This window comes from Vreelandella sp. ssv (genome assembly GCF_059448525.1).
This window is the reverse complement of record NZ_CM182545.1, coordinates 2,765,836-2,791,056: the sequence shown is the minus strand read 5'-3', so window position 1 is coordinate 2,791,056 and position 25,221 is coordinate 2,765,836. Positions and strand designations below refer to the sequence as shown.

25 protein-coding genes are annotated in these 25,221 nt (G+C 54.2%); 10 read left to right on the top strand and 15 right to left on the bottom strand.

The genetic code is table 11. The features are described from left to right. Positions 1-182: 182 nt before the first annotated feature. The 3 genes from purE (at position 183) to AC5TBW_RS12690 (ending at position 3,615) form a co-directional block, all read left to right on the top strand. Positions 183-698, top strand: coding sequence for a 5-(carboxyamino)imidazole ribonucleotide mutase (gene purE, locus AC5TBW_RS12700; protein ID WP_495508908.1), 516 nt, complete (start codon positions 183-185; stop codon positions 696-698). Between the two features lie 12 nt (positions 699-710). Further along, positions 711-1,862, top strand: a complete 1,152-nt coding sequence (locus tag AC5TBW_RS12695; RefSeq protein ID WP_495508907.1) for a 5-(carboxyamino)imidazole ribonucleotide synthase — start codon at positions 711-713, stop codon at positions 1,860-1,862. A 178-nt stretch (positions 1,863-2,040) separates the two neighbouring features. Continuing rightward, a complete protein-coding gene (locus AC5TBW_RS12690) occupies positions 2,041-3,615 on the top strand; it encodes a diguanylate cyclase domain-containing protein (RefSeq protein ID WP_495508906.1) in 1,575 nt (524 codons plus the stop codon). A gap of 20 nt (positions 3,616-3,635) precedes the next feature. On the opposite strand, the gene AC5TBW_RS12685 is transcribed toward AC5TBW_RS12690, so the two are convergent. The 7 genes from AC5TBW_RS12685 to AC5TBW_RS12655 form a co-directional block, all read right to left on the bottom strand. After that, the gene (locus AC5TBW_RS12685) at positions 3,636-4,454 is read right to left on the bottom strand and encodes a TraX family protein (protein ID WP_495508905.1); all 819 of its coding nucleotides are present in this window, start codon (positions 4,452-4,454) and stop codon (positions 3,636-3,638) included. A gap of 287 nt (positions 4,455-4,741) precedes the next feature. Continuing rightward, positions 4,742-5,515 (bottom strand): transporter substrate-binding domain-containing protein, encoded by a 774-nt coding sequence (locus tag AC5TBW_RS12680; protein WP_495508904.1) that lies wholly within the window; start codon positions 5,513-5,515, stop codon positions 4,742-4,744. Positions 5,516-5,691: 176 nt separating this feature from the next. Continuing rightward, positions 5,692-6,423, bottom strand: coding sequence for an ABC transporter permease (locus tag AC5TBW_RS12675; protein WP_495508903.1), 732 nt, complete (start codon positions 6,421-6,423; stop codon positions 5,692-5,694). Beyond that, a complete protein-coding gene (locus AC5TBW_RS12670; protein WP_495508902.1) occupies positions 6,423-7,127 on the bottom strand; it encodes an ABC transporter permease in 705 nt (234 codons plus the stop codon). The genes AC5TBW_RS12675 and AC5TBW_RS12670 overlap by 1 nt, the downstream gene beginning before the upstream one ends. Positions 7,128-7,142: 15 nt before the next feature. Beyond that, on the bottom strand, positions 7,143-7,913 hold the full coding sequence (locus AC5TBW_RS12665) for an ABC transporter ATP-binding protein (protein ID WP_495508901.1): 771 nt from the start codon (positions 7,911-7,913) through the stop codon (positions 7,143-7,145). A gap of 226 nt (positions 7,914-8,139) precedes the next feature. Next, positions 8,140-9,117 (bottom strand): succinylglutamate desuccinylase, encoded by a 978-nt coding sequence (locus AC5TBW_RS12660; RefSeq protein ID WP_495508900.1) that lies wholly within the window; start codon positions 9,115-9,117, stop codon positions 8,140-8,142. Between the two features lie 188 nt (positions 9,118-9,305). Next, positions 9,306-9,746, bottom strand: coding sequence for a hemerythrin domain-containing protein (locus tag AC5TBW_RS12655; RefSeq protein ID WP_495508899.1), 441 nt, complete (start codon positions 9,744-9,746; stop codon positions 9,306-9,308). A 202-nt stretch (positions 9,747-9,948) separates the two neighbouring features. Between AC5TBW_RS12655 and wrbA the strand changes: the two genes are divergently transcribed. Beyond that, entirely contained in the window at positions 9,949-10,548 is a 600-nt protein-coding gene (gene wrbA / locus AC5TBW_RS12650; protein ID WP_495508898.1) for an NAD(P)H:quinone oxidoreductase, read from the top strand. A gap of 110 nt (positions 10,549-10,658) precedes the next feature. Here wrbA and AC5TBW_RS12645 read toward each other — a convergent pair whose 3' ends face one another. Next, positions 10,659-11,687: an SMP-30/gluconolactonase/LRE family protein gene (locus AC5TBW_RS12645; RefSeq protein ID WP_495508897.1), complete on the bottom strand. Its 1,029-nt coding sequence runs from the start codon at positions 11,685-11,687 to the stop codon at positions 10,659-10,661. Between the two features lie 153 nt (positions 11,688-11,840). After that, positions 11,841-12,914 (bottom strand): tartrate dehydrogenase, encoded by a 1,074-nt coding sequence (locus AC5TBW_RS12640; protein ID WP_495508896.1) that lies wholly within the window; start codon positions 12,912-12,914, stop codon positions 11,841-11,843. A gap of 135 nt (positions 12,915-13,049) precedes the next feature. Between AC5TBW_RS12640 and AC5TBW_RS12635 the strand changes: the two genes are divergently transcribed. After that, positions 13,050-13,976: a LysR family transcriptional regulator gene (locus tag AC5TBW_RS12635; protein WP_495508895.1), complete on the top strand. Its 927-nt coding sequence runs from the start codon at positions 13,050-13,052 to the stop codon at positions 13,974-13,976. On the opposite strand, the gene AC5TBW_RS12630 is transcribed toward AC5TBW_RS12635, so the two are convergent. Beyond that, entirely contained in the window at positions 13,977-14,513 is a 537-nt protein-coding gene (locus tag AC5TBW_RS12630) for a lipocalin family protein (protein WP_495508894.1), read from the bottom strand. 188 nt (positions 14,514-14,701) lie between these two features. Between AC5TBW_RS12630 and AC5TBW_RS12625 the strand changes: the two genes are divergently transcribed. Further along, on the top strand, positions 14,702-15,130 hold the full coding sequence (locus tag AC5TBW_RS12625; RefSeq protein WP_495508893.1) for a secondary thiamine-phosphate synthase enzyme YjbQ: 429 nt from the start codon (positions 14,702-14,704) through the stop codon (positions 15,128-15,130). 78 nt (positions 15,131-15,208) lie between these two features. Further along, positions 15,209-17,455, top strand: a complete 2,247-nt coding sequence (locus tag AC5TBW_RS12620) for a glycosyltransferase (RefSeq protein WP_495508892.1) — start codon at positions 15,209-15,211, stop codon at positions 17,453-17,455. On the opposite strand, the gene AC5TBW_RS12615 is transcribed toward AC5TBW_RS12620, so the two are convergent. From AC5TBW_RS12615 to AC5TBW_RS12605, 3 genes are all read right to left on the bottom strand, one after another. Next, positions 17,437-18,141, bottom strand: coding sequence for a TVP38/TMEM64 family protein (locus AC5TBW_RS12615; RefSeq protein ID WP_495508891.1), 705 nt, complete (start codon positions 18,139-18,141; stop codon positions 17,437-17,439). The genes AC5TBW_RS12620 and AC5TBW_RS12615 overlap by 19 nt on opposite strands. A 98-nt stretch (positions 18,142-18,239) precedes the next feature. Next, complete coding sequence (locus AC5TBW_RS12610; protein WP_495508890.1) at positions 18,240-19,178, bottom strand: ABC transporter substrate-binding protein; 939 nt, start codon at positions 19,176-19,178, stop codon at positions 18,240-18,242. A 62-nt stretch (positions 19,179-19,240) separates the two neighbouring features. Then, positions 19,241-20,428, bottom strand: a complete 1,188-nt coding sequence (locus tag AC5TBW_RS12605) for a TauD/TfdA family dioxygenase (RefSeq protein WP_495508889.1) — start codon at positions 20,426-20,428, stop codon at positions 19,241-19,243. A 139-nt stretch (positions 20,429-20,567) separates the two neighbouring features. Between AC5TBW_RS12605 and AC5TBW_RS12600 the strand changes: the two genes are divergently transcribed. The 3 genes from AC5TBW_RS12600 to AC5TBW_RS12590 all read left to right on the top strand — a co-directional run bounded on the left by AC5TBW_RS12600 (position 20,568) and on the right by AC5TBW_RS12590 (position 22,508). Beyond that, positions 20,568-21,434, top strand: coding sequence for a LysR substrate-binding domain-containing protein (locus AC5TBW_RS12600; RefSeq protein ID WP_495508888.1), 867 nt, complete (start codon positions 20,568-20,570; stop codon positions 21,432-21,434). A gap of 134 nt (positions 21,435-21,568) precedes the next feature. Next, on the top strand, positions 21,569-22,177 hold the full coding sequence (locus AC5TBW_RS12595; RefSeq protein ID WP_495508887.1) for an FMN-dependent NADH-azoreductase: 609 nt from the start codon (positions 21,569-21,571) through the stop codon (positions 22,175-22,177). Between the two features lie 31 nt (positions 22,178-22,208). Next, positions 22,209-22,508, top strand: coding sequence for an MGMT family protein (locus AC5TBW_RS12590; RefSeq protein WP_495508886.1), 300 nt, complete (start codon positions 22,209-22,211; stop codon positions 22,506-22,508). 56 nt (positions 22,509-22,564) lie between these two features. Here the strand turns inward: AC5TBW_RS12590 and AC5TBW_RS12585 are convergent, their stop codons facing one another. Together AC5TBW_RS12585 and AC5TBW_RS12580 are read right to left on the bottom strand one after the other, a co-directional pair. Further along, positions 22,565-24,133 carry a GNAT family N-acetyltransferase gene (locus AC5TBW_RS12585; protein WP_495508885.1) on the bottom strand — a complete coding sequence of 523 codons (1,569 nt, stop codon included), beginning with the start codon at positions 24,131-24,133 and terminating at the stop codon, positions 22,565-22,567. 39 nt (positions 24,134-24,172) lie between these two features. After that, positions 24,173-25,090: a DMT family transporter gene (locus tag AC5TBW_RS12580; RefSeq protein ID WP_495508884.1), complete on the bottom strand. Its 918-nt coding sequence runs from the start codon at positions 25,088-25,090 to the stop codon at positions 24,173-24,175. Positions 25,091-25,221 lie beyond the last annotated feature (131 nt).

The window sequence follows — 25,221 nt, the reverse complement described above, 5'->3', positions numbered from 1 at the left end:
GCCAACCGGTGCGCATTTCAATGCCTATTTTGATGAAAATTTCACGACCCCAGCAAAGCCCGCAAGCGGACTAGCTCTGGTAAACTATCCGCCTTCCTATTTATGCGTGTGCTCGAGGCAGTACACGCTGTTTTTTTCAAATTAGCCTCGCTTTTATAGGCCATTGGGCCGAGGAGTTTTGCATGTCGTCGAACAGCGCACCCAAGGTGGGCGTGATCATGGGGTCGAAGTCTGACTGGCCGGTCATGGAACACGCGGTTTCCATGCTGGAGCGTTTGGGCGTGGCTTATGAAACTCGCGTGGTGTCGGCGCACCGCACCCCCGACCTGCTGTTCGATTATGCCAAGAGTGCTGCCGAGCGCGGCTTGCAGGTTATTGTGGCGGGGGCGGGCGGCGCTGCCCACTTGCCGGGTATGGTGGCCTCGCAAACGCCACTGCCCGTGCTAGGTGTGCCGGTGGAGTCGAAAGCGCTCAAAGGTTTAGATTCGCTGCTCTCGATTGCGCAGATGCCGGGCGGCATCGCGGTAGGCACGTTGGCGATTGGCAAGGCCGGCGCGACTAACGCAGGTTTATTGGCGGCGCAGATCGTTGGCCTGCAAGACGTGGCCGTGCGCAACGCGGTTGATGCGTTTCGCGCTGAGCAGACTCAGAAAGTACTCGATAACCCGGATCCGCGCCCCGATCCAGAAGCAGAATAAGGAGGCTCGGTCATGAACGCAGATACATCAAAGAACGCCCCGGCTAAAAACATCGGCGTACTGGGCGCAGGCCAATTAGGTCGCATGTTGGCGCTGGCGGGTTATCCGCTGGGTAATCGCTTCACTTTTTTAGATACCACGGGCAACCCCAGTGCGGGGATTGGCGATGTAATTGTCGATCCTAATAACCAGCACTTGGCTGGGTTTTTGGCCAAAGTTGATGTGGTGACCTACGAATTTGAGCATTTGCCCGTTCAGTTGGTGCGTGAAATTGAGCAGCAAAAGCCTGTCTACCCCAGTAGCCGCGCCATTGAGGTGTGTCAGAATCGGGTCGAAGAGAAGACGCTCTTCGATCGCTTGGGCATCCCGACCCCCGCTTACCGTGTAGTCGAGAGCGCCGAGCAGCTAGAAGCGGCCGCCCGTGAGTTGGGTTGCCCAGTGGTGGCGAAGTCCGTGACCGAAGGTTACGACGGCAAAGGTCAGGCGGTATTGAAGCAGCCTGAGCAGGCTAGCGAAGCGTGGAGCGCAATTGGCCATTCGCAGTTGGTCGTTGAAGCATTCGTCGATTTCGTGCGCGAAGTGTCGATGATTGCCGTGCGTGGTCGTGATGGCGAAGTGGTGTTTTACCCCATGGCGGAAAACCAGCATGTAGACGGTATTCTGCGTTACTCCGTGGCGCCGCTCCCGGATTTGGATGCTAGCGTTCAGCAAACTGCGGATGAGTATATTCGTGCGCTGCTGGATGAGTTGGATTATGTGGGTGTGCTGGCGCTTGAGTTGTTTCAAACCCGCGATGGCAGCCTGCTGGCCAACGAAATGGCACCCCGCGTGCATAATTCCGGCCACTGGACGATGGACGGCGCGGTGACCAGCCAGTTTGAAAATCACCTGCGTGCGATACAGGGCTTGCCCTTAGGCGATACCCAGGCGATTGCCCCCACCTGCATGATTAACGTGATTGGTCGTGAAGGCGATAACGCGGCGATTCTGGCGCTTGCCAATACACATCTGCATCGCTACGACAAAGCAGAGCGTGCTGGCCGTAAGCTTGCCCACGTCAATATCCTTGCGGCGAACCATGCCGAGCTGCTGGAGAAAGTTCGCGCCTGTAGTGCTTTGTTGCCGGATGCACCCCCTCCAGATCTCAGTTTTTCCTTAAAATAGTAGTGTTATTTAGCCGCCTGCTCAGCAAGCGGCTTTTTTATATATTCTGGTTAGTTAGTTGACCAACTAAACAACTTATATCGCTAAAAGTACTTAAATAAGCTAAAAAGGAGCTATAACAAAAATCAGCTAACGACGCTGGTCTTATTAGTGATCTCTTTCTAGGCGGGTAGTAAGCATGTCTCACTCCTCAACCCCTGGGCCAATGCCTGGGCTGCGTAGTGGTTTCCATCACGATCATCATGTCACCGTAAAGCGCTTGCACAGCGAAAAGGTTCGTCTTCTCTACGACAGTCTTTGGCAACCCGTACTCAGCAGCGTATTAGCAGGCATGCTATTAGTGGCAGCGATGTGGCCGGTAGTTGCGAGCTGGCTGCTGCTCACATGGCTGGGGGCATTATCCTTCGTTTCTCTGGCTCGCCTTACCTTGGCTTACTACTTCCGTCGTTTACCGGCTCAGCAACAGCAGCAGCGCCGCTGGCTATATCGCTTTAGTGTCGGCGCAATTTTGTCTGGCTGCGTATGGGGCGCTAGTGGGGTGTTTCTTTTCACAGGCGAGCATCATGGCCAGGTCGCCGCGCTTTCGATTGTTCTGGCGGGTATCGTCGCTGGTGGGATAACAACACTTTCCGCCGTATGGTGGGTGGCACTTGGTTTCGTGCTGCCGATTATTCTGCCGTTGCTGGTGCAATTTTTATTATTAGGGTCTTCGCTGGCGATTCTTATTGGCGCCATGCTAAGCCTGTTTCTCGGTCTGATTATCACCACCAGTCGTCGTTTAAGCCGCACTATTCACGACAATATTGCGCTGCGGGTGAGTATGTCCGCTCGTGAAGCGCAGTTGCAGGAGAGCGAAAACCGTTACCGCTCTATCTTTCAGCGCTCGCCGCTGGGCGTGCTGCATTTTGATGAGCATGGCCAGGTGACCGACTGTAATAGCAAGCTGTTGGATATCCTGGATGTGAATCGTGCGCAGCTGCTTGGCTATCGAATGTTATCCCACACGGCGGATAGGGATGTAGCTAAGGCTGTGCGTAATGCACTAACCAAGGGGACTGGCTACTACGAAGGAACCTACTACCTTCCGAATGCCAGTGCAGGCACACCGCTGCGTGCTTTCTTCAATGGTGTGCATAGTGTCGGTAACGAAATGGTAGGGGGTGTGGCGATTATCGAAGATTTTACTGAGCGCAAGCGCGCGGAAGCGATCATTTACCGCCAAGCTTACTATGACTCCCTCACCGATTTACCTAACCGTCGCCTGTTTATCGAGCAGTTGACCACTCTCTGCGGTGAGACCAAAAACGCGCCGCCGGGCGGCCTGTTGATGTTCTTGGATTTAGACCGCTTCAAGTTGATCAATGACACCTGGGGGCACGCCACCGGGGATGACTTGTTGGTACAAGTGGCACGCCGCCTGGAAGGCTGCCTACGCGATGGCGATATGGCAGCGCGGCTAAGCGGCGACGAGTTTGTACTGCTGGCACTATTGGAAGAGGGGCCGGAGGCAGGCATGGAAGTCGCCGCCAACGCTTATATGCGCGCCGTTCAGCAGGCACTTTCTAAGCCTTATCGGCTTGAAAGCCGCTGGGTGGAAGTGACTCCCAGCATGGGCTACACCTGCTTTACGGCGGCGGACTGTGACCACGAAGAGCTACTCAAGCAAGCAGACATTGCGATGTATCGCGCCAAAACGGAAGGCCGCGCACGCCTACGCCGCTTTGAGCCGTGGATGCGGGATGCCATGCATTAATGCGGCGTTGAAAGAACCTTTTACGTTATCTGTCCGCTCAGCAATAGCCATAGTGCGATTAAGGCAAAGTGGCCGGGATACCACGCCAGCCATAGACGCCGCGGCATCGCCAAGGTAATGGCCGGGACTCGTTTGGCGGCGCCAGCAGCAAGGATCAGCACTATCACACAGGTGCCCACGGTAAACGACTTGGCCAGGTCAGACGCGTTCATTTGACCGGCAATCCAGAGGACCGGAAACGCGGCTAAGCCTGCCCACAGGCGCGACTGAAAATCGCTGTCCGCTTGACTCAGCGCATGCATGGCAAACATCAGAAGCGGAATAAGCAGCAGTCCATTGTGGCCATACTCGACCCAAAACCCCAGCAAGTACCAGACGGTAACCCCTAACGCGGCACCGGCGAGTAGCCAAGGCATGGTGAGCGTTTGCTGCTGGTAGTGCTGCCAGCCTTGGCGCACTAATGTCCCTAAGGCCAGGCCACTGGCGAGAGTAAAGCAGACATTCAGAATAAAGGCGTCTGACGTGCGCGGCATCATCATATAAGGGAGCTGGGCAACCAAGCCAATCACTAAGATACGCCGCGAATAGCGCAACGGGTTGCGGGTATTGAACAGCCCGTGCCACGCCACCATGGCGGCAAACAGCGGAAAGGCAATACGGCCAATGGAAGAGCCCGCCCAGTCCAAATCCCAATCGCCGGGCAGTATATAGCGGGTGAGGTGATCAATGGTCATGGTAATCAGTGCTAACCACTGCCCCCAGCCTGTCCAGTGGGAAGAGGGGCGCAAAGACGCAGCCGTCTCCGTTGCTACTGAGTGGGGCGCTGATTTTTCAACCATGTTACCTCCTTGTAGGTTCGCGTTGAGAAGTAAAGACTCGTATTACGCACACGAGTTCGCTGAATTGGCTTAACGTCTCTCAACGTCATTACAAACAGGCTATGAGTTTACCCGGTTTAACCCAGCCGTGGTGTCACTTAGGGCTTTCAATGGTTAACTAAAGGGAGTTGGCGCTAATGGCGGGAGTCATGGGTTCAAAAAAAGGCAGGGGCGGCATCTAGGGACAGGGGGAGTGTTTTATTAAACTCCTCCCCGACGAGGACGTCGGAGAGGAGCGAGAAGAGCGTTTACTCTGCGTCTTTTTCACCAAAATAACGCGTGTAGATTTCGTCGTAAGTACCGTCTTCTTGCACTTCAGCTAGGGCTTCGTTGAACTTCTCAGCCAGTGCTTCGTCACGTTGACGGAAGGCGATGCCAAAGCCGTCGCCAAAGTATTCTTTAGGCTCGGTAAGCATCTCGCCGACAACAACGTAGTTGCCTTCTTCGCTGTCCAGCAGCGTGGACTTGCCGACCGGATAGTCGAGGAACAAGATGTCCAAACGCTCAGATTCCATGTCTAACACCATGTCATCGGCGGTAGAGTAGCGGTTAATGTCGGCGACATCGCCGTACATGTCGGTAACGTAGTTATCCTGCAGAGTGCCGCGTTGAACGCCGATAGTCATGCCAGCGAGCGATTCTTCATTGGTTGTATCAATATCGGTACCTTCCGGGGCAAACCAAGCGGACGGCGGAGTGATATAGGAGTCAGAGAACAGCACTTGTTCACGACGGTCATCATTGATCGTCATGGAGGACATAATAGCGTCGTATTTGCGCGCCATGAGCCCAGGAATAATACCGTCCCAGCCTTGTACGACCCACTCACATTCAACGCCAATACGCTCGCAGAGGACGTTGCCAAGGTCAATATCAAAGCCGGTCAGCTCGCCATCCGGCGTGCGATATTCCATTGGCTCGTAAGGTACATCAACCCCAATTCGTATTTGATCTTCTTGCGCCTGGGCGGCGCTTGCTGCAACGGCTAAGCCTAGCAGTGATACAGACAGCAGTTTTTTCATTATGTATCTCCATGGAAGCAGTTTTCATCTTAGCAACCACCGCGTAATGATGGTGTTGCCTAAGTGGCATTGACCACGTTTATCAGAGGTTGCTTTGCGATGATCATGATTAACTTATCCTAACTTGGCGTTGACGAAAAGCGCTTGATGATGCGTAAACCAACGTTTGTTTCACACTAGGAGGTCTGCGGCTGTAGATGCGCAAGCAGTTTCTTCTCTAGATAACGAAAGAAATACAAGATGGTGAAGGTTAAACACAGGTATATCGCCGCCACAAACAAGAATGCGTCAAAGGGCGCATAAAAACGGGCATAGACAAAGCGTGCCGCGCCGGTCAGATCCATAATCGTCACCACGCTGGCAATAGCGCTAGCGTGAAGCATGAAAATGACTTCGTTGCCGTAGGCCGGGAGGGCACGACGAAAAGCGCTAGGGATAATAATGCGCCGCATGGTCTGCCCGGGCGACATGCCGTAGGCACGAGCTGCTTCAATTTCCCCTTTCGACGTAGACTTAATCGCACCGCGGAAAATCTCGGTCGTATAGGCGGCGGTGTTGAGGGTAAATGCAATGAGGGCGGGAACGAACGGTTCTTCGAGTATCACCCATAGCCAAGTGTCTTGAATACCGTCTACAAATACCACGCCGTAATAAATCAGATAGAGCTGGATGAGCAGTGGTGTGCCACGGAAGACATAGGTGTAGGCAAAAATAGGCCACTTAATCCAGCCGTGTTTTGAACCACGCCCAATGGCAAGGGGCACCGCGGCGATCAAGCCAATGGCCAGCGATAAAAATACCAACTGCACCGTGGTGGCAAGCCCATCGCCATAGTAGGAAAGCGTTTGCAGCGTGAAAATACTGTTGTCGGCAAGCTGATTTTCGAGCCATGTCATGAAAGCGGTCATTAATCAGCCTCCCCATAGCCAATGTCGTAGCGTTTTTGCAGACGAACAAAGATCCACTCCGAAACGCTGGCGATGAGCAGATAGATGAGTGCGACAATAATCATGAAGGTGAATGGTTCGCGCGTCGCTTTAGAGGCTTCTGATGCGACTCGCACCATGTCAGAAAGCCCGATGACCGAGACCAGTGCTGTGGTTTTGAGCAATACCATCCAGTTGTTGGAAAGGCCGGGTAGCGCATGGCGCATCATCTGCGGAAAGCGGACGCGACGAAAAACCAACCCATCGCTCATGCCGTAGGCTTTACCTGCTTCGATTTGGCCATTGTCGACCGCCATAAAAGCGCCGCGAAAGGTTTCCCCCATATAGGCCCCGAAGATCAGCCCAATGGTGACAACGCCGGCTACGAAGGCATTGATATTAATAAAAATATCGATATCGAACGAGTAGTAAAGCCAGTCGGTGATCATGTTGACGCCAATTTGACCGCCGAAAAAGAACAGCATCATCAATACGAGATCCGGCACGCCTCGAATCAATGTGGTGTACATCGTGGCGGTCCGTCTTAGGAACCAGTTGCGCGACATCTTGGCGCTGGCGGTTAGCAGTCCCAGGATAATCGATAGAATCAGTGACAGCACCGCCAGTTGGATAGTCACTCCAGCCCCCTCGATCAGCCGGGGTCCATAACCTTGCAAATCAATCATGGTGAGCCTCGCGGATCAGTATTTAGGTGCCAGAAATTGCTGCAGGCGCGGAGATTGCGGATTGCCTAGTACTTGATCCGGCGGCCCTGCCTCTTCCACCAAACCCTGGTGAAGGTAGATCACTTGGCTGGAGACATCACGGGCAAAGCTCATTTCGTGAGTCACCACGACCATGGTGCGGCCTTCTTCGGCCAGCCCGTGCATGACTTTTAAAACATCGCCCACCAATTCTGGGTCGAGGGCCGAGGTAGGCTCGTCAAACAGCATCACTTCCGGGTCCATCGCCAGGGCGCGAGCAATCGCACCGCGCTGCTGCTGACCGCCAGACATCTGCGCCGGGTAGGCATTGGCACGGGCTGTTAAACCGACGCGCTCGAGCAGGGCGTGGGCATGCTCCAGAGCCTCTTTTTTAGGCTTTTTCAGTACATGGATGGGTGCTTCGATAATGTTTTCCAGCAGTGTCATATGCGCCCATAAGTTAAAACTCTGGAACACCATGGAAAGTTTGGCGCGCATTTGTACTACCTGCTTCCAATCTTCAGGTTCGCGGCCGTGCCTAGTGGTTTTAAAACGAATCGGTTCGCCGTGGACAATGAGGTCGCCATCATCAGGCTGTTCAAGCAAGTTCATGCAGCGCAAAAAAGTACTTTTACCCGACCCGGAGGCACCAATAAGAGTAATCACATCGCCCTTTTGGGCTTCTAGTGAGAGACCTTTCAGAACTTCCGTGTCGCCAAAGCGTTTTTTAATATTGCGCACTTCAAGGGGAGTAGGCGTAGCGGCCATATCATTGGCTCCAGTACAGAGTTGCCGCAGCAACAGGGTTTGCAACAACAGGGTTTGATGCGGCTGGCGCGAAAAAAAGGGGCGATTCTATCAGGCTGGGCGCATTATGCGCGCTTTCCTCATAACATTAAGCACCCGACGTTAGTCGTAACGACGCCAAGAGCCCTATTATCGCCTGACCATTATTATTGTCTCAGCTTTTGGTTAAGTGTTTGTGCCTGGCGTTCTAAGCGATAGGCGCCACCAATAGCGCGGCACGAGCGCCCACTTCCACCTGGGCGTTGGGGAACACCACGAAGAGCGGCGTATCGCCCACTCGGAAATCACCGGCCTTACTATCTTGTGCCAGCAGAGTGCCTGGCTCAAAGCGGCTGAAGTTAGCCGTCTCTTCGGCAAAACAGAGCTGGAAGTCATCGGACTGGCGAATTAACTCGTGATGCACCTGAAAAAATAGCATTTGTGAGGCTGACTGACTGGGTGGAGAGTGTCCTTCACTAAGTGCCGTCAGCAGCGTGCGCATGGGTTGCAACGATGCCATGTCGTTTTGGCCGAAAGGGGCGACACGACCCAGTTCAAAGGTAAATGCCTGGGCGGCATGATAGTGCTTGCTGTAGTGAGAGAACGTCCAGCTGTGCTGGTGTTGATGCAATACCGCCTGCATATCTGCAGCCGCTAGCCAGCCCCACTGTTCGGCGTCGGTGGGGGTGTCTGCGTGGGGTTCTACAACGAAGCGTGGGAAACGGCTAGCGCGAATGGCGGTGTGCAGGTCGTAGTGCAATTTAGGAAGCCCGGCATGGCGAGCATAAAAGCGATCCACAGCGGCCATTAATTCCCGTGCGCGATCTGGTTCTTCGCCTTCATCGCGTAACTCACGGTTAAAAAGGCGATTTAAATTGGTGGTAACAAAGCGCTGCTGGGTTTTAAGCGCGGGTAGGTTGCCTAGAATGACGAGTACGGGAGCACCCAGCGTAATACTGCCTGCTTCTAAGCCACTCAACCATTCCCCCACTAGTTCCACCGGCGCGGTTTCATTGCCGTGAATGGCGGCTGAAAAAATGCAGGCGTGGGCGTCCAGGCTCGCGTTGTCAGGAGTGAGTTCTAAAATGCCGGGCGCATGCAGAAAGTAGGTGCCGCTTGCAAAGACGCCTTGGCTGGCGCTGGGAAGCTTCCCGTCAAGCGACCAGTCGAGCCATTGGCCTAGCATTGTCGCTCCTTATTATCGGTTTTTAGTAACGGTATTCAGTATCGTTGTCAGTATACGAGCGAGCTTAGGTTTACCACGCTGGGCGTGTGTCACAAGCTTATAGGTCGTTCGCGTGAAAAAGCTCAGCGTATAGATGAAATAAAAGCGCCCATGCGGTGCATGAGCGCTTTTTCATTCTGCTTATCAAGTTACGCTGAGCGCTGACGCTGCATTTCTTCTTGATACTCACCCGCGAGAGATGTCTTCTGGTTATCTTTCAGGCCGCGGCCAGCCAGTTGAAAGACCTCCTGCTCCTCTTCGTCGAGGTGGTGAGTGACTAACTCCTGAAGCTGTTTGGCGTGGGTCAACCAGTTAGTCGCGCTGTAGTCAGTTTCGTCCAGCAGTTCTAAAAGTTCATCGATTTCATGATGCTCAGCCACACTATGGCGGGCTTTCTCTTGGGTTAAATCAATCGACATCATCGGGATATAAAGCGCGCGCTCTTCGGCGGCGGCGTGATAGTGCAACTCAGCACGTACCTGCTGATACAGGCTGTCACGCTCGTCGCTGTCTCCATGAGTCTCAACTAAGCGGGCAAGCAGATCGCGCTGAATATCATGATCCTTGCGCAGGGCTTCAAAAATCGTCATTCCAGACTCCTTGGATACGTTTGAGGTTAGGCAAGACAAAGCTAGTGCTGGATAGCCTAAAGTGCAAGGTGCGTTCGTCGATGACATCGACGCCCCCGGACGAAAACATTCGCTTTTTTCTATCCATAAGTGCGCTATGTTATGGCTATTGTTAACTGGGGTTAAGCCCATCGCACCGCAAAATGAAGTCAAGGAGATTGTAATGACAAAGGTACTGGTACTTTATTATTCCATGTATGGACATATCGATACGATGGCCCATGCGGTAGCAGAGGGCGCGAAAGGAGTGAGCGGTGTGGAAGTCACCGTCAAGCGCGTTCCAGAAACCATGCCAGCAGAAGCATTTAAGAACGCGGGTGGCAAGCAGGATTTCGATACGCCAGAAGCGACTCCGCAAGAGCTTGCTGATTACGACGCGATTATTTTTGGTACGCCCACTCGCTTCGGCAATATGACGGGGCAGATGCGTACTTTCTTGGATCAAACCGGCGGCCTGTGGGCCAACGGCGCTCTGCGCGGTAAGGTCGCGAGTGTGTTTACCTCTACCGGTACCGGCGGTGGCGATGAAATGACCATCACCTCAACCTGGACCACGCTTGCCCACCACGGCATGATCATTGTGCCGATTGGCTATGGTATTGAAGAGCAGTTTGATATTTCAAAAGTGAGCGGCGGCACGCCATACGGTGCAGCTACCCTCGCTGGCGGCGATGGTTCTCGTCAGCCTGATGAGCGCGAGCTCAAAATCGCCCGCTTCCAGGGTGAGCTAGTCGCCAAGACGGCTGCAAAACTAGCAAGCTGATTACTCGTTTCATCGTTTGCAGTGAAGTGTTTTTGTAATAAAAGCGTTAGCAATAACAAAGCCTCGCCGGAGAAATTCGGCGAGGCTTTTTGATGGACGTTATAATCTCATTATGCTCCGCGCGTCGCTGTGTAAATCGTATAGACGGACTGGCTCGCCGTCATGAAGAGGCGGTTGCGATTCGCGCCAGCAAAACACACGTTGGAACAGACCTCGGGCAACAATACGCGCCCTAGCAGGGTACCTTCCGGTGAGAATACCACCACGCCATCAATGCCCTCGCCACCGTTGGCACTCGACCAGATATTACCGTCTTCGTCACAGGCCATACCATCAAAGATCGTGTCCTCGCTGGTAACGATGACTTGCCGATCGCTGACGCTGCGGCCGTCTTCGCCAAGCGACCAGCGAATGATTCGCGCTGGCTCTTCGAAGTGCGTGGGGGCGCTGTCACTGGCGTAAAAACCCTCGCCATCCGGTGTGAGCACAATACCGTTGGGTTTAAAAATATCGTCTGTCAGCATGATGGGTTCATCTAGGCTGTCATCAACGTAATAAATGGCTGTTTCTAGTTCCAGGTCTCGTTTTTTGCCTTCGTAGTCGAAGTGGGCACCATAACCAGGATCGGTGAAAATCACGCCGCCCGATGGTAGGGCAACCACATCATTAGGGGCATTGAGCGGTTTGCCCTGATAGCGCTCGGCGAGCACGGTTGTACTGCCGTCCCACTCGTAGCGCAAAACGCGTGCAGGGTTATGTTCGCAGGAGATTAACCGGCCCTGATGGTCAAAAGTATTGCCGTTAGAGTAGCCAACATTGTCTCTCAAAACGCTGACCTGACCAGTCGATTCGTCCCAGCGCATCTGCTTGGCTCTGGGGATATCGCTGAACACGACATAGCGGCCCACGGCGTTCCAGGCTGGTCCTTCTGTCCACAACCCACCGCTCCAGTGGCGCTCTAGCGGACTATTGAAAATCATGTAGTCGCTGAAGCGTTGATCCTCGACCTTCCAGGCATCAATGGGGTAGCGGGAAGGAACGGGCCCTAGCGAGGTCGGCATGGCAAATAGTTGGGGTGACGTACCGACAGCGGCCAGGGCGGCCGTTGCCGAAAGGAACTGACGGCGTCCAAGTTTCATAGCATTGTCCTGAGTTTGTTTGTTGATGTTGTTATGAGCGAAGTGAAACTGACGTTTTCTTCGCCCTCAGGACAAATGTAGAACATTGGTGTTTAAAAAGCATACATTGGCTGCTCGGTGGGCTTTAACCGGGCAGCCAATGGCAACTGAACGTTAGTGGGAAATAGCCTTGGCAATCGCCTGACCCAAGCTTGCAGTCGTGCCCTGTCCACCCACATCGCGAGTTAGTACTTGGCTATCGCCTTCGCTCAGCACTTTTTCAATGGCGGTTACCATGGCATCGGCGGCTTCTTTATAGCCCAGGTGCTCCAGCATCATTGCGCCCGACCAGATCTGGCCAATGGGGTTGGCAATGCCTTTACCGGCGATATCCGGCGCGCTGCCGTGTACTGGCTCAAATAGGCTGGGGAAGTTGCCTTCGGGATTGATGTTGGCGGAAGGGGCAATACCGATGGTGCCAGTGCAGGCCGGACCGAGGTCGGAGAGAATGTCACCGAATAGGTTGCTGCCCACGACCACATCGAACCAATCTGGATGAAGAACGAAGTTGGCGGTCAGGATATCGATATGGAATTTATCCACCGCGATCTCTGGGTAGCCTTTAGCCATTTCGACCACGCGCTCATCCCAGTAAGGCATGGTGATTGAAATGCCGTTGGACTTGGTGGCAGACGTCAGCTTTTTGCGCGGGCGGGTTTGTGCAAGCTCAAAGGCGTATTTCAGTACGCGGTCCACGCCGGTGCGGGTCATGACCGTGTCTTGAATGACGACTTCACGGTCGGTGCCTTCAAACATTTTGCCACCCACGCTTGAGTACTCACCTTCGGTGTTCTCTCGCACCACGTAAAAATCGATATCGCCGGGTTCGCGGCCGGCCAGCGGGCTTTTGATCCCAGGCATGAGTTTGCAGGGGCGCAGGTTAATGTACTGATCAAAGCGGCGGCGGAACTGGAGCAGCGAGCCCCACAGGGAAATATGGTCGGGCACTTTATCGGGCCAGCCCACTGCACCGTAAAACAACGCATCGAAGCCTTTTAACTGTTCGAACCAGTCATCTGGCAGCATTTTGCCGTGCTCAAGATAGTAGTCGCAGCTACCAAACTCGAAGGTGGTGAACTCAAGGTCAATATTGAAGCGCTTTGCCGTTGCCTCTAGGGCGCGAACACCTTCTGGCATCACTTCAGTGCCGATGCCGTCACCGGCGATAATGGCGATACGGTGGGTCATGGTGGTTCCTTATCTTGTTAGTGATGACGCGTGCTAAGAAGTACTGAGTAGAGTGTAGCGGCTATTTTGAAAGAGATAATCAGGCTACCATTCAAGCTATTGTTGCCTAAAAGTGAAGAATGGCTGAGAAATGATATGGCACATCTGGATGATTTAGCGTTTTTTCAGCACCTAGCCCGAGCGGGGAGTTTAACGGCGACCGCACGGGAACTGGGGCTGTCGCTGTCGGCCGTGAGTAAGCGATTAAAGCTTTTGGAAGCGCGCCTGGGGGTCGAGTTGGCTGCACGCACCACGCGGCGTTTGACCCTTACCGCGGAGGGGGAGCGCTACTTTGCGCGCGGGGCGCTGATACTGGATGAGCTCGATGAGCTGGAAACGTCGTTGGGAGAACAGGCTAACCAAGCGCTTTGCGGCCGGTTGCGTGTTAATGCCACGTTTGGCTTTGGTCGGCGTCATATTGCGCCACTGTTGTCGCGCTTTTGTGCCGCACACCCTGAGGTCGAGGGCTGGTTAGAACTCACCAACTTTCCGCTTAATTTAAGCCATCATGGCTTCGATATTGGCATTCGTGTGGGTGAGCCCCCTGAGTCGCGTTTAGTCGCGCGACGCATTTTGGCCAATCGACGAATACTCTGTGCGTCGCCGGCTTATATCGCTCGGGCATTGCCCATTAACATGCCAGCAGACCTGCAGCAGCACGACTGCCTCGTAATTCGCGAAAACGACAGTGATTTTCCGTTGTGGCGTTTTGAGCGCAGCGAGCCGTCTGCAAAGGAGCAAACGGTAAAGGTCAGCGGCCGCTTGGCCAGCAATGATGGGGAAGTGATCACTCGCTTGGCGTTGGATGGCCACGGGGTGATGCTGCGCTCTTGGTGGGACGTAAACGAGCACCTTGCCAGTGGCGCGTTAGTCGAGCTGCTGCCTGGCTGGCAGGGGGTGCGCGCGGACTTCTATGCGGTGTATGAGCAGCGCAGACATGTGCCCGCCCGGCTGCGCGCCTTTATAGAATTTGTTCAGCGCGAAATGGCGGGGCGGGTATCAATCTTGCCCGAGGGGTACTGATCAGTCGCTAGGGCAGGCTTCTCCTTGGGTAACGTCGATCAATTCATCGATGGGGAAGTTAAGCTCTTCGGCACGCTGGCGGAGGCGTGTTTCGGTGGCACTATCCATTTGTGGCGTGCGTGAAAGTATCCACAGGTAGTCGCGATTAGGGCCTGCGACTAAGGCCCACTGATAGTCATCATCCAGTTCAAGGACGTTGTAGCCACCGTAGAAGGGCCCAAAAAAGCTTACTTTCAGACGGCCAACGCTCTCTTCATCAATAAAGTAGGCGCGCCCTTCAGCCTCATCCCACGCTTGCTCTTCAAGATTGTAGCCGCGGTTAATCACGCGTACACCGTCGTCATCGCGTAGGCTGTACGTTGCGGTAACGCAATCAAGGCCGCGCTCAAAGGAGTGGTCCAAACGGGCAATTTCGTACCATTGGCCCAGGTAGCGGTCTAACTCGAAGCCGGTGACGGGCTGGGTGCCATCAGGAATGCCGGTGCAACCGGTGAGTAGGGCTATGCTGATGACGCTGCTTCCTAGCACTGCTTTCATTAACGCGTTCCTTGACGATGAATCATGGGCGATCGGCTATGTTAAGTACTGTCTCAAGTGCTATTTCAAGTACTGTTTCAAGTAATGTCTTAAGCTCTATCTGTCGCTATTTTGCCATACAACAGCCATACAAGAAGAGCACGCTGGTGATGACGTGCCTCGATTAAACACCAAACAAAGGAGTGTTTATGTGGTTCCAACAAGAGATCCATTTGCCCGAAGTGACACGCGGTTTTCATCTGATTACCAATGATGTGGCGCGGGCGCTGCCATGTTTAAGCGACTGCCATATCGGCATGCTGCATCTACAGTTGATGCACACTTCTGCGTCGCTAACGCTTAATGAAAACACCGACCCAGATGTACGTCACGATTTAGATGCCTTCTTGCGTCGACTGGTGCCCGAAGAGTTGCCCTATTTTCGCCATACGCTGGAAGGCCCTGATGATATGCCCGCCCATGTGGCCGCCAGCCTGCTGGGCACCCAGCTTACTTTAGCGGTGCGCGATGGGCGTTTGGCTTTAGGGACGTGGCAGGGATTATGGTTAGGTGAGCACCGTAATCAGGCGGGCCCCAGGCGGTTAATCGCTACCCTCAACGGCTGTGAAGCTAGCTAATGTGGGAGCGCCACCTCGGCCCAGCGTTGCTGTATAGTGGCGGCTTCCCCATTTTTAATACTGAAAAAGCGCTTTTAGATGCCACGACGCTCCATTTTTCGCCTCTCCCGCCAGCGCTGGCTGCGGCTGTTTTTCTTTCTTAACCTTACCCTGGTTGGCGTACTGATCGCGCATCAAATTTGGTTGTACGTGGCCGAGCCCGAGTTTGAGTCGGTACATACTCTGCAGGTGGCGGATATTCGTGAGGTGTTGACGGGACGAACCGACTACCGGTTTGCGGTAGTCGGCAATATCAACAACTCAGTGAGCGTGTTTCAAAATGAGATTGTGCCGCTGATCAATCAGGGCGGCATCGATTTTCTGATTTCGGCGGGTAACGCCGTCAATGGCGGGCGACAGGAAAGCTATCAGGCGATTTATCATAGTTTGGAACAGCTCAATGTTCCTTACCTGCTGACCTATGGTGACAAAGAGGACAGTGATTTTGGTAGCTACCTGTTTTACGAATATTTTGGTCCGCATTTTTACTCATTTGTTGCCGGGAATAGCCACTTTATATTTCTAGACGGAACGGGCAAATCATCCACCTCCTGGCAACTGGATTGGTTATCTCGGGAGCTTGCGGCTTCACAGGCGCAGCATCGGTTTCTGTTTATTGGCCTGCCGCTGCACAATGTCGTCAGCGATGCGCCACTGTTTGAAGCGGACAACTATCTCAATGATCCTCGCCTAGCCGATGGCATTATGACGCTGGCTGAGGAGCATGATGTTGATACTGTCTTCTCTGCTAACTTAACGCTCTTTTCTCAGCAGACGATAAACGGGGTGGATTACGTCACCACAGGCGGCGCAGGCGGTATTCTGATTGATACCGGGAGCAGCTTTCATCACTACGTTATTGTCGATGTTGAAGGCGAGCGTGTGGCTATCGCGCCAGTGCGTCTAAACGTGGACAGCCCCGGCTGGTGGCGGGTGCTGAGTAGCGTTGCTTCTACGGTGTATGCGTTTTTTTACGTTAGCTATACCCGGTTTTTGCTGATCGTAGGTCTGTTAACGCTGTTAGCACTGCGCTTGTATCGGCTGGTTTTTGAAGATCGCAATTACTACCCCGACTTTGATATCGATCCTACGCCTTTCCTGGGAAAATCCCTGCGCGTTGCGATGGTGTCCAATAACTATTTCCCATTTGTTTCGGGTGTGTCGGTGTCGGTGGATCGCTTACGCAATGGCTTACGCGATCTGGGCCACACCATCCAACTGTTAGTGCCGCGTTACCGAGAAGTGTGGCAGGACGATGGCGCCATAAAACGTATCCCCACGTTAATGGCGTTTGGTGAAAAGAGAGAGTTTCGTTTAACCAATCCGTTTAGCGCTCTTTTTCGGCGCTGCCTGCGCGCATTCAAGCCGGATCTGATTCACGTTCATCACCCTTTCTGGTTAGGCTCCATGGGGCTGTTTATGGGGCGTCGGCTTAAGGTGCCGGTGATTTACACTTACCACACGCGCTTAGAGCACTATGCTCATTTTGTGCCGTTGCCGGGCGCGTTGTTTCGTAATCTGATTTCCCACTACCTGATCAAGCACTTTTCAAACCGCTGCCAAGGGGTCATTGTGCCCACTTACTCCGCCGAGGAGTATCTCCGTATGATCGGGGTTAAAACCCCCACGCTGGTGCAACCTACAGGCATTGAGGTTGAGCGTTTTACTCACGTTGAGAAAGGCGAGGTGGAAGCGTTGCGCGATCAGCTCGGCGTCGACCCTTCACGCAAAATATTGATCAGCGTCTCGCGGATTAGCAAAGAGAAAAATATCGGGTTTATGCTTGAAGCCCTCGCTGAGCTTCGGTCTCAGGGGCACGATGACTTTCAGTTATTGCTGATTGGCGATGGGCCGGACAGAGAGGCGATTCAAACCCAAATTGATACGTTGAAACTCGCCTCGCAGGTCAGGTTGGTGGGCGCTGTGCCGCCTGATCAAATGGCGCTTTACTATCATTTGGGCGATATATTTGTGTTTGCCTCCACCTCGGAAACCCAGGGGATGGTAATCCTTGAGGCGATGTCGGCGGGGCTACCCGTGGTGGCGGTGCGCTCTAGCGGCATTGATGACGTGGTGCGCCAGGGGGTAAACGGGTTTAAAACGCCGCAAAACCGTCAGGCTTGGGGCCAGAAAGTCGTGGCGTTGAAAGATGACGCTGCACTGCGCGAGCAATTGGGTAAGCAGGCCAGCCATTTTGCCGAGGAGTTTGATATCGCTAACTTTGCCTCAGCAGTTGCTACTTTTTACGCGGAAGTGTTGGCTAAATATCACTCGTCTTCGCGGTGAGGCTGCTTTTTTGAAGCTTGTCGGCGGTTGGCATAGCGCTTGAGACCTATTAAAAGGCCAACCCCGGCGGTGAGCCCAACGCCCGCTAGGATGAGGTCTTTTGATGAGGCTGCGGTAAATAGAGCGCCTAACTGGCTGCCCAATAAAATCACCGCTGCCAGCCCAGGCACGATGCCCAGGGTGGAGCCGATCATATAGTCGCGAAACTTAAGGTGAAAAGCGCCCGCCAGCATATTGGTGAGTGTGAATGGGGCAAGCGGCAGCAGATTAATCACCGTCATTGTCCGGATGCCACGTCGAGATAAGTAGCCGGAGAGCCCGCGCAGATGGCGTCCGCCGTAGCGCATAAGCGCCTCGCGGCCCAGCCAGCGGCCTACCCAGTAAGACACAATCGATGAGGTCAATGTACCCAGCGTGGCGTACGCCAGCCCCCATGTCGGGCCAAACAGTAAGCCTGTCACTACTACCAGTAGGCTAAGCGGAAACATCACCAGCAGGGCGCTGGCGTAAGTGGTCATGACTGCGGCAAACATCCAGGGCGCGGTACGCCACTGGCGAATATAGCCGATAAACTCGCTAAGGCGTGCCTGGGTCAGTAGGTCGTAGCGCTGTAGCAAATGCCACATAATGCCGAGTAGCACGACGACTACCAGCAGGCCAACGCCCTTGCTCAATGTCCGCGACATGCCCACTCCCATCGGCTAAAAAAGCGCTAGCATACGCTAGCCGTCCGATGGGATGAAGGTGCTTTTTACGCTAAGCGCAATAGCTCATCAACGTTTGATTAGTTGTTGAGTTGGGCTTCAATGACCGGCCAGGCAGGGTCACCGTCGGTGGTGGTGACGTCCGCGAGCATGGCTTCAATGCGCTCTGGGTGGTCGTTGATCCACTGTTCGGCGACGTCGGCAAGGTCTTGCTCTTCCTGGCCAAAGGCTTGAATCATCCAGCTCTGCTCTTCGGCAGAGAAAGTGAACTGCTCAAAGAAGGTCGCTACATTGGGGTTGGCTTCGGCATAGTCGCTGCGCAGGAGGGTTAACACATCGCTTTCGCCGTTGTTCTCGCCGAACAGGTTTTCAGGGTCTTCCAAGTAGCGCATCGGCAGTTCAAGGTTCATCCAGTGAGGCGTCCAGCCTACCCAGACAATTGGCTCTTCACGGGAGATGGCATCGCTTGCGGCGGAAAGCATGCCCACTTCACTGGTATCGACGACCTGCCAGTCGCCTAATCCCCAGGTGTCGTTATCAATAGCGTTGTGGAGAATCTCGCTGGCAGCGGAGCCCGCGCCGAAGCCATAAATTTCACCGTCGAACTGGTCGCGGTTTTCGTCTAAATCCGCAAAGCTTTGAATGCCGCTCTCATACAGATATTCCGGCACCGCCAGGGTCATTTGAGCCCCGTCGACGTTATTCGCCACGTCAATCAATACACCTGACTCCTTGCGTGGATTGAACATCTCACGCTGGGCGGGCAGCCAGGCCCCTAAGAAGGCGTCGATATCGCCGCTTTCGATACCCTGGTAAATCACCTGCAGGCCGATCTCCTGAGTACTGGTTTCGTAGCCCAGCGGGTTCAGTAGCTGCTCAGCGATGGCGGTTTTTACCGTGATGCCGGGCCAAGCGGGGACACCGAAATCTAGGGTTTGGTCGTCTGCCTGAGCTGTCGATACGAATAGTGCGGTGGTCGCTAGGGCAATGCCTGAGGCGAGAGGCTTAAGATATGTCATAGGATCTCCTTGCGAGGTTTTTGTTTAATAGGTGTTGTTGTTTGATAAAAAAGCATACCGCGCTAAACATGGCGAGCTAGCACGCGAAGGCGTGAGGCGAGCATGTCACGGTCTAAATAGGTGCCCTGCAGGTGGCGAGCGCCGCTGTTGGGATCGAACTCGCGCCGTCCGTGGAGTACACGGCGATTATCAAACGCGACCATCTGGCCGGGGCGTAGGGTGAACTCCAACTGGTGTGCTTCGCTATGAAATAGCTTCCACAGTAGCGCGTAGGCGCTGTACCAGGCATCCATCTGCTCTACCGGCAGGTGAAGGGCATCGCGAATCCAGTTGTTCAGGCGCATCTCAACCAGCTCGCCTGCGCTATCCAGCGTAATCACCGGCGCCCGCATAGAGATATCGTGGGTCTCGTCCTGAAAGCGGAAATCAATCGGTGTCTCGCTGAGAATGGCTAGCGCCGCCGGATCTTGCTGGCGCAAGGCCTCTATCACGCGGGCACCATCGGCAAACAGCGATTCGCCGCCGCTAGCACCGTTTTGCAGGCAGTAGAGCAACTGAATGTCCGGCGGTTGGCGCCAGTTGGGTAAATCGATATGCAGCGGTAATCCCACCGCAGTATAAGCCGCGTTGTTGGGATTAGGCTTGGATCGAACATCAAAACGGGCGCCAAAGTTGGTAGCGCGAAGCGGCCCAATGCGCTCAGCCAAGCGGCTCACCTCTTCTTCTACCAAGGGGCCATCCGTCAACAGTGCCAGGCCATCGCGTAACATGGCGGTGAGCCAGGCTTTCTCGCCTTGAGGTGTTAAAAAATCGCTATGACTGATGCGTTCAGGCGCAAAGTTATCGTCCCACGGCGTGTTGCTGGGTACCGCTGAGCTAAGGGTCGTTTCTGGGCGGCGTTGATAAAGCCAACCGCTATGAAACGCGCTGACGTGACCATCCTGCCAGGTCAGGTGTAAATGGCCATCCAGTAACGCAACGCTTGGCGGCTCAGAAATCGCTTCAAGCGGCAGGTAGAGCCTTTCGCGGGTCTGGGGGTGACGGCAGGCATGGCAGGCACAGTGGTCGCGTAGCCAGAGAAGGGGCAGTGTCGTTTGCTGACCATCTTGCCATTCAAGCGCAACGCCCTGTTGCGCGGGCGTCGCCTGGGTAAGGACAGGGCCGGTGTTGTAGGGGGTTAATTCGCCCATTTCCGGGCCATGAGTCGTGTTCGTGTTTGTCGTTGGAATCGATTGTACTGCGCTGTTCATTAAAACTCCGAATAGCTCCCTTGGCAGCAGTGCCTTAAGGGTGTTTCATCACTGTTATCTAGGATGAGGAGTAGCCGCGGCAGTGACAAACGATTAATCTGGCCCCTAAGACATCGTTTTACTTATAGGTTGGTTTTTCATGAGTCAATTACCGCCTTTGTTATGGCTGCAAGCCTTTGAATCTGCGGCACGTACATTGAGCTTTACTGCCGCGGGTAACGAGTTAGGCGTCACCCAGGCAGCGATCAGCCAGCGCGTTAGGCTGCTGGAAGATCGCGTCGGCCAAAAACTGTTTGTGCGCCATGCCCGTAGTTTGACGTTAACGCCCGCAGGTCAGGCGTGGCTGCCGAGTATTCATGACGCTTTCGTGCGGATTAGCGAGGGCACCCTGGAAGTCTTCGGCAGCACCTCCGAGCAACCGGTAACCCTGCGCGCTACTCCAGCGATTCAGCAGTCATGGTTGGCGCCACGATTAATTGCCTTTCATCAACATCATCCCCACGTCGCTATCCGTTTGGTGAGCGCGATATGGCCAGATGATTTTGGCCCGGAAGGGGCTGATATCGAAATTCGCTATGGTAAAGGTGAATGGACGGGCATTGAGATGCAGCCCCTTGGCGAAGAGCAACTGCTACCTGTTTGCTCGCTGGCGTTAGCTGAAAAGCTGGTCACTCCCGCTGATTTGGCCGGCCATACGCTATTGCATGCGGTAGGGTTTGGCGTAGGTTGGCCCGGGTGGCTACAAGAAGCTGGCTTTGCGCATTTGGAGGCGCAGTGCTGGTCTCTCACTTGCGATAATCAGGTCATGACGTTAGCACTTGCGAGCCAGAGTGGCGGTGTTGCGCTGACCCACCGACGCTTGATGGAGCAGCGTAGTGATTTGGTGGCGCCTTTTGATATCAGCGTACCCAGCACTGAACGCTTTTGGTTGGTGCGGCCAAGTAGGCGCCATATTAGCGATGAAGCCGCGCTAGTGTGGCAGTGGCTTTGTGATTCGATAAAATAAACCACCATGTCGGTTTCTTTTTATCCATGATTCGATTTAGTCGAATGTAAGTCGGAAAACGTTGCGCTTTTGCTTATTAGGAAGCGTCGTAGAATAACTACCAATTCTTCTCTTTAAAGATGTTGGAGCTTTCAATGACGACGCGTGTCCTGGTAATTACTTCTTCTATTCTGGCTGAGAACGGCCAATCCAATGCGCTGGCCAATCGCTTTGTCGACCAGGCTAACGGCCGTAATGATATTGATGTTGCTCAACGTGACGTGGTGAAAAACGCACTGCCCCATCTGGATATTGCTGAACTAGGTGCTTGGCAAGTAGTGGCGGCAGAACGGACGGCTGAGCAGCAGGCGTTGGCTGTTCGCTCCGATGAGCTACTGGCAGAACTTCGTGCGACTGACGTGCTGGTGATTGCAGTGCCGATGTATAACCTGGGTATTCCTTCACAGCTAAAGGCGTGGTTTGACCGCGTGCTGCGTGCCGGTGAAACGTTCCGCTATACTGAAAACGGGCCTCAAGGGTTGGTGGAAGGCAAGCGTGCGATTATCCTGGCGGCACGGGGCGGTCAGTACGCGGGCACCGAAAAGGACAGTCAAACACCTCACCTGAAAAGCATGCTGGGCCTGATGGGGATTAAAGATACCCATGTGGTCTATGCTGAAGGTTTGAATATGGGTGAGCAGCAGCGCGCTGCTGCCCTTAAAGAAGCTTTCCAGGCGATTGATCAATTGGTTGAGGGGCTTTAAGCGCTCTCTTGCATTAAAAGGATAACGTCATATGCCACGGCCCGAATTACTCGAACAGATCTACACGATTGTCGATCAAATTCCGGCGGGGCGTGTGACCACCTATGGTCGCATCGCCGCCATGACCGAAGGCGCTACCCCGCGCATGGTGGGCTCGGCGATGCGACATCTCCCGGATGGCCATCAGTTGCCCTGGCATCGGGTGATCGCTTCGTCATTAAAGCTTGCGGATCACGGTGGGGCTGAGCGCCAACACCGCAAGTTACGCGATGAGGGCATTCTGTTCGATGCCAAAGGCCGCGTACCCGCGCACCTCATTTGGCCTGATTAAGCGTTTTTATCGCCCTTAGAAGCAACAACGCCGCCCAATTGGGCGGCGTTGTTATATTACTCTTCTAGGTTAGCTCCCGATTTCCACGACCAGTCGCGCCAGCGTAGATCAAACAGATCCTTGCGGCGGTCTTTGAGGTTGGTCACCGAACCTTCGGCGCGCACGACCGTCAAGCGGGTCAAGTCTAAATCCGAGAAGAAAATCATCTCAGTGTTAGGCGTGGTTTCGGCCAGTACCGCATCGTGGGGGAAGGCGAAATCGGAAGGCGAGAACACTGCCGATTGAGCGTACTGGATATCCAGGTTTTCAATCGAGGGCAGGTTGCCGACGCTACCGCAGAGGACGACATAGCACTCATTTTCAATCGCCCGCGCCTGAGAACAGTGGCGAACACGCAGGTAGCCGTTTTTGGTGTCGGTCCAGAAAGGCACAAACAGAATATCCATATCCTGGTCGGCCAGCAGTCGGCCAAGTTCCGGAAACTCCACATCGTAGCAGATCAGGATGCCCACGCGGCCAGCGTCGGTATCGAACACCTGTAGCTCATCGCCGCCCTCGATCACCCAGTCTCGGCGCTCTTGAGGCGTAATATGCAGCTTGGCCTGGCGCTCAACGGTGCCGTCACGGTGGAACAGGTAAGCGATGTTGTAGAGTCGGTCATCGTCACCAACTTCAATCATCGAACCACCGACAATATTGATGTTGTACGAGACAGCCATGCGCGACAATTCAGACTTGAAGCGCTCGGTAAAGCCGGCCAAAAAGCGAATTGCTCCCATCTGGTCTTTCTGCGCATCGCGATCCTGAAGACCCATTAGCGGTGCGTAGAACAGCTCCGGGAATACCGCAAAATCACTTTGATAGTCGGAGAGCGCGTCAACGAAGTATTCGATCTGCTGAAGCGCAGCTTCGACCGATGAAAACTCACGCATCTGCCACTGCACGGCGCCCACTCGCACTTGGGTAGGTTTGTTGTCGAGCACGCTGGCAGCGGGTTCAAACAGAATGTTGTTCCACTCGAGCAGGGTAGCGTAGCCGCGTGACTGCTCATCTTCCGGCAGATATTTGCGCAGCAGGCGCTTAACCTGAAAATCATTCGCTTGTTGGAAAGAGAGGATCGGGTCGTAGATCTCTTTGCGCGAGACTTTATCGATGTATTGAGCCGGGGTGAGTTCATCAGCGTGCTGGTGGTACTCAGGAATACGCCCACCGGCAAGAATCGCCCGCAGATTCATGGAGCGGCACAGCTCTTTACGCGCTTCATAAAGACGGCGGCCCAAGCGGTAGCCGCGGTAATCCGGGTGAATCAGCACGTCCAGACCGTACATGGCGTCGCCATCCTCATCATTGAGGATGATCTCGCGGTGACCAATCAAATCATCGTATTTGTGCGGATTAGAAAATTCGTCGTAATCCACCTGCACGGTAAGGGCCACGCCGACCAGAATGCCGTCGTCTTCAATGGCGATTTGGCCGTCAGGGAACTCCTGAATTAATTTGTCGATCGTGCGCTTTGGCCAAGCGCCACCGATATCGTGATAGACAGCGTCCATCAATGCCTTGAGCTGATCGTAGTCATCGCTCATTAGGTTGCGCAGATTAAGATGCAGTTCTTCTAGGGACATATCAGGGCTTCCCAGCGTCAGACGTAAACGAGCATTCTATCATTGTTGGGCATTGCTCGGCTTATCTGAGGTTAAACCACGTGCTAAAGGGCGGGTCAGGGTCTGTGCCATGATCACTCCCGCCAGGATGAGCAGCCCGCCTGCAAAGTGAAAACCAGCTACTCGTTCGCCTAAAAAGATCATCGCTATCACTGCGCTAAATAGCGGCATCAAGTTGATGAAAATACTCGATTGATTGGCGCCAATTTGGCGCACCGCGCGCATCCATAGAAAGGTCGTGATCACTGAGGCGGGGATGCCCGCATAAAGAATTAACCCGACATTTTGGCTATCAATGGGTGTCATCGGCCCCATGAGATAAGGCGGTAGCAAGAACAGCACAGCGAAACAGACTTGAGCATAGAGCATGACCCAAGGCGGTAAATTCATTGACCAGCGCTTGAGCATCACGCCATATAGCGCATAGCAGGTTGCCGCCGCCACCATCAGCGCATCGCCAAGCGCGACCTGGAGTTGTAGCAGTGAGAACGGATTGCCGCGCCCTAGCAAAACGGTGACACCGACAAAGGCCAGTACGCCACCCAGAATGCCGCCCAAAGTGGGTGGCTCGCGCAGAATCAGCGCACTAAGCAGTACGGTTAATAGCGGCACCATGGCGGCCAGAATGCCCATGTTAGTGGCGGTCGTGGTTTCTGCCGCGACATAGGCAAGCCCCTGCCATAGCCCCATGCCGAGCAACCCCAACAGCGCAAGCTTAGGCCATTGGCGGCAGATCTCGTCGCGGTGGCGAATGACCGCAGGCAACACAAACGGGGTCATCACCGCCAGCGCTAACAGCCAGCGTAAAAAAGCAATGCTGCTCGGGGCAATGGCGCCTACGCTAAGCTGATTTATAGTCATATTGCCCGACCATATAAGAACGGTGGCGAGCGGCGGCAAAAAGTAAATCAAGGGCATAGCAACAGTTCCTTATCGTTAGCCGGGTAATGTGACGCGGATTGGCACGCTGGGCAAGCGGTTGGTTAAAGATCTAGGGGCTATACGTGATGCTCAGGATGTCATACGCTTGTTTGAATTTGTTTGTATAA

Excerpts from the sequence above, each read along its gene's own strand:
- AC5TBW_RS12685 (WP_495508905.1), bottom strand. The coding sequence starts at position 4,454 with ATGGTTGAAAAATCAGCGCCCCACTCAGTAGCAACGGAGACGGCTGCG.
- AC5TBW_RS12695 (WP_495508907.1), top strand. The coding sequence starts at position 711 with ATGAACGCAGATACATCAAAGAACGCCCCGGCTAAAAACATCGGCGTA.
- AC5TBW_RS12635 (WP_495508895.1), top strand. The coding sequence starts at position 13,050 with ATGGCACATCTGGATGATTTAGCGTTTTTTCAGCACCTAGCCCGAGCG.
- purE (WP_495508908.1), top strand. The coding sequence starts at position 183 with ATGTCGTCGAACAGCGCACCCAAGGTGGGCGTGATCATGGGGTCGAAG.
- AC5TBW_RS12690 (WP_495508906.1), top strand. The coding sequence starts at position 2,041 with ATGTCTCACTCCTCAACCCCTGGGCCAATGCCTGGGCTGCGTAGTGGT.
- AC5TBW_RS12580 (WP_495508884.1), bottom strand. The coding sequence starts at position 25,090 with ATGCCCTTGATTTACTTTTTGCCGCCGCTCGCCACCGTTCTTATATGG.
- AC5TBW_RS12670 (WP_495508902.1), bottom strand. The coding sequence starts at position 7,127 with ATGATTGATTTGCAAGGTTATGGACCCCGGCTGATCGAGGGGGCTGGA.
- AC5TBW_RS12665 (WP_495508901.1), bottom strand. The coding sequence starts at position 7,913 with ATGGCCGCTACGCCTACTCCCCTTGAAGTGCGCAATATTAAAAAACGC.
- AC5TBW_RS12615 (WP_495508891.1), bottom strand. The coding sequence starts at position 18,141 with ATGTCGCGGACATTGAGCAAGGGCGTTGGCCTGCTGGTAGTCGTCGTG.
- AC5TBW_RS12590 (WP_495508886.1), top strand. The coding sequence starts at position 22,209 with ATGCCACGGCCCGAATTACTCGAACAGATCTACACGATTGTCGATCAA.
- AC5TBW_RS12620 (WP_495508892.1), top strand. The coding sequence starts at position 15,209 with ATGCCACGACGCTCCATTTTTCGCCTCTCCCGCCAGCGCTGGCTGCGG.
- wrbA (WP_495508898.1), top strand. The coding sequence starts at position 9,949 with ATGACAAAGGTACTGGTACTTTATTATTCCATGTATGGACATATCGAT.
- AC5TBW_RS12625 (WP_495508893.1), top strand. The coding sequence starts at position 14,702 with ATGTGGTTCCAACAAGAGATCCATTTGCCCGAAGTGACACGCGGTTTT.
- AC5TBW_RS12660 (WP_495508900.1), bottom strand. The coding sequence starts at position 9,117 with ATGCTAGGCCAATGGCTCGACTGGTCGCTTGACGGGAAGCTTCCCAGC.
- AC5TBW_RS12645 (WP_495508897.1), bottom strand. The coding sequence starts at position 11,687 with ATGAAACTTGGACGCCGTCAGTTCCTTTCGGCAACGGCCGCCCTGGCC.
- AC5TBW_RS12675 (WP_495508903.1), bottom strand. The coding sequence starts at position 6,423 with ATGACCGCTTTCATGACATGGCTCGAAAATCAGCTTGCCGACAACAGT.
- AC5TBW_RS12630 (WP_495508894.1), bottom strand. The coding sequence starts at position 14,513 with ATGAAAGCAGTGCTAGGAAGCAGCGTCATCAGCATAGCCCTACTCACC.
- AC5TBW_RS12680 (WP_495508904.1), bottom strand. The coding sequence starts at position 5,515 with ATGAAAAAACTGCTGTCTGTATCACTGCTAGGCTTAGCCGTTGCAGCA.
- AC5TBW_RS12640 (WP_495508896.1), bottom strand. The coding sequence starts at position 12,914 with ATGACCCACCGTATCGCCATTATCGCCGGTGACGGCATCGGCACTGAA.
- AC5TBW_RS12655 (WP_495508899.1), bottom strand. The coding sequence starts at position 9,746 with ATGACGATTTTTGAAGCCCTGCGCAAGGATCATGATATTCAGCGCGAT.
- AC5TBW_RS12605 (WP_495508889.1), bottom strand. The coding sequence starts at position 20,428 with ATGAACAGCGCAGTACAATCGATTCCAACGACAAACACGAACACGACT.
- AC5TBW_RS12595 (WP_495508887.1), top strand. The coding sequence starts at position 21,569 with ATGACGACGCGTGTCCTGGTAATTACTTCTTCTATTCTGGCTGAGAAC.
- AC5TBW_RS12600 (WP_495508888.1), top strand. The coding sequence starts at position 20,568 with ATGAGTCAATTACCGCCTTTGTTATGGCTGCAAGCCTTTGAATCTGCG.
- AC5TBW_RS12585 (WP_495508885.1), bottom strand. The coding sequence starts at position 24,133 with ATGTCCCTAGAAGAACTGCATCTTAATCTGCGCAACCTAATGAGCGAT.
- AC5TBW_RS12610 (WP_495508890.1), bottom strand. The coding sequence starts at position 19,178 with ATGACATATCTTAAGCCTCTCGCCTCAGGCATTGCCCTAGCGACCACC.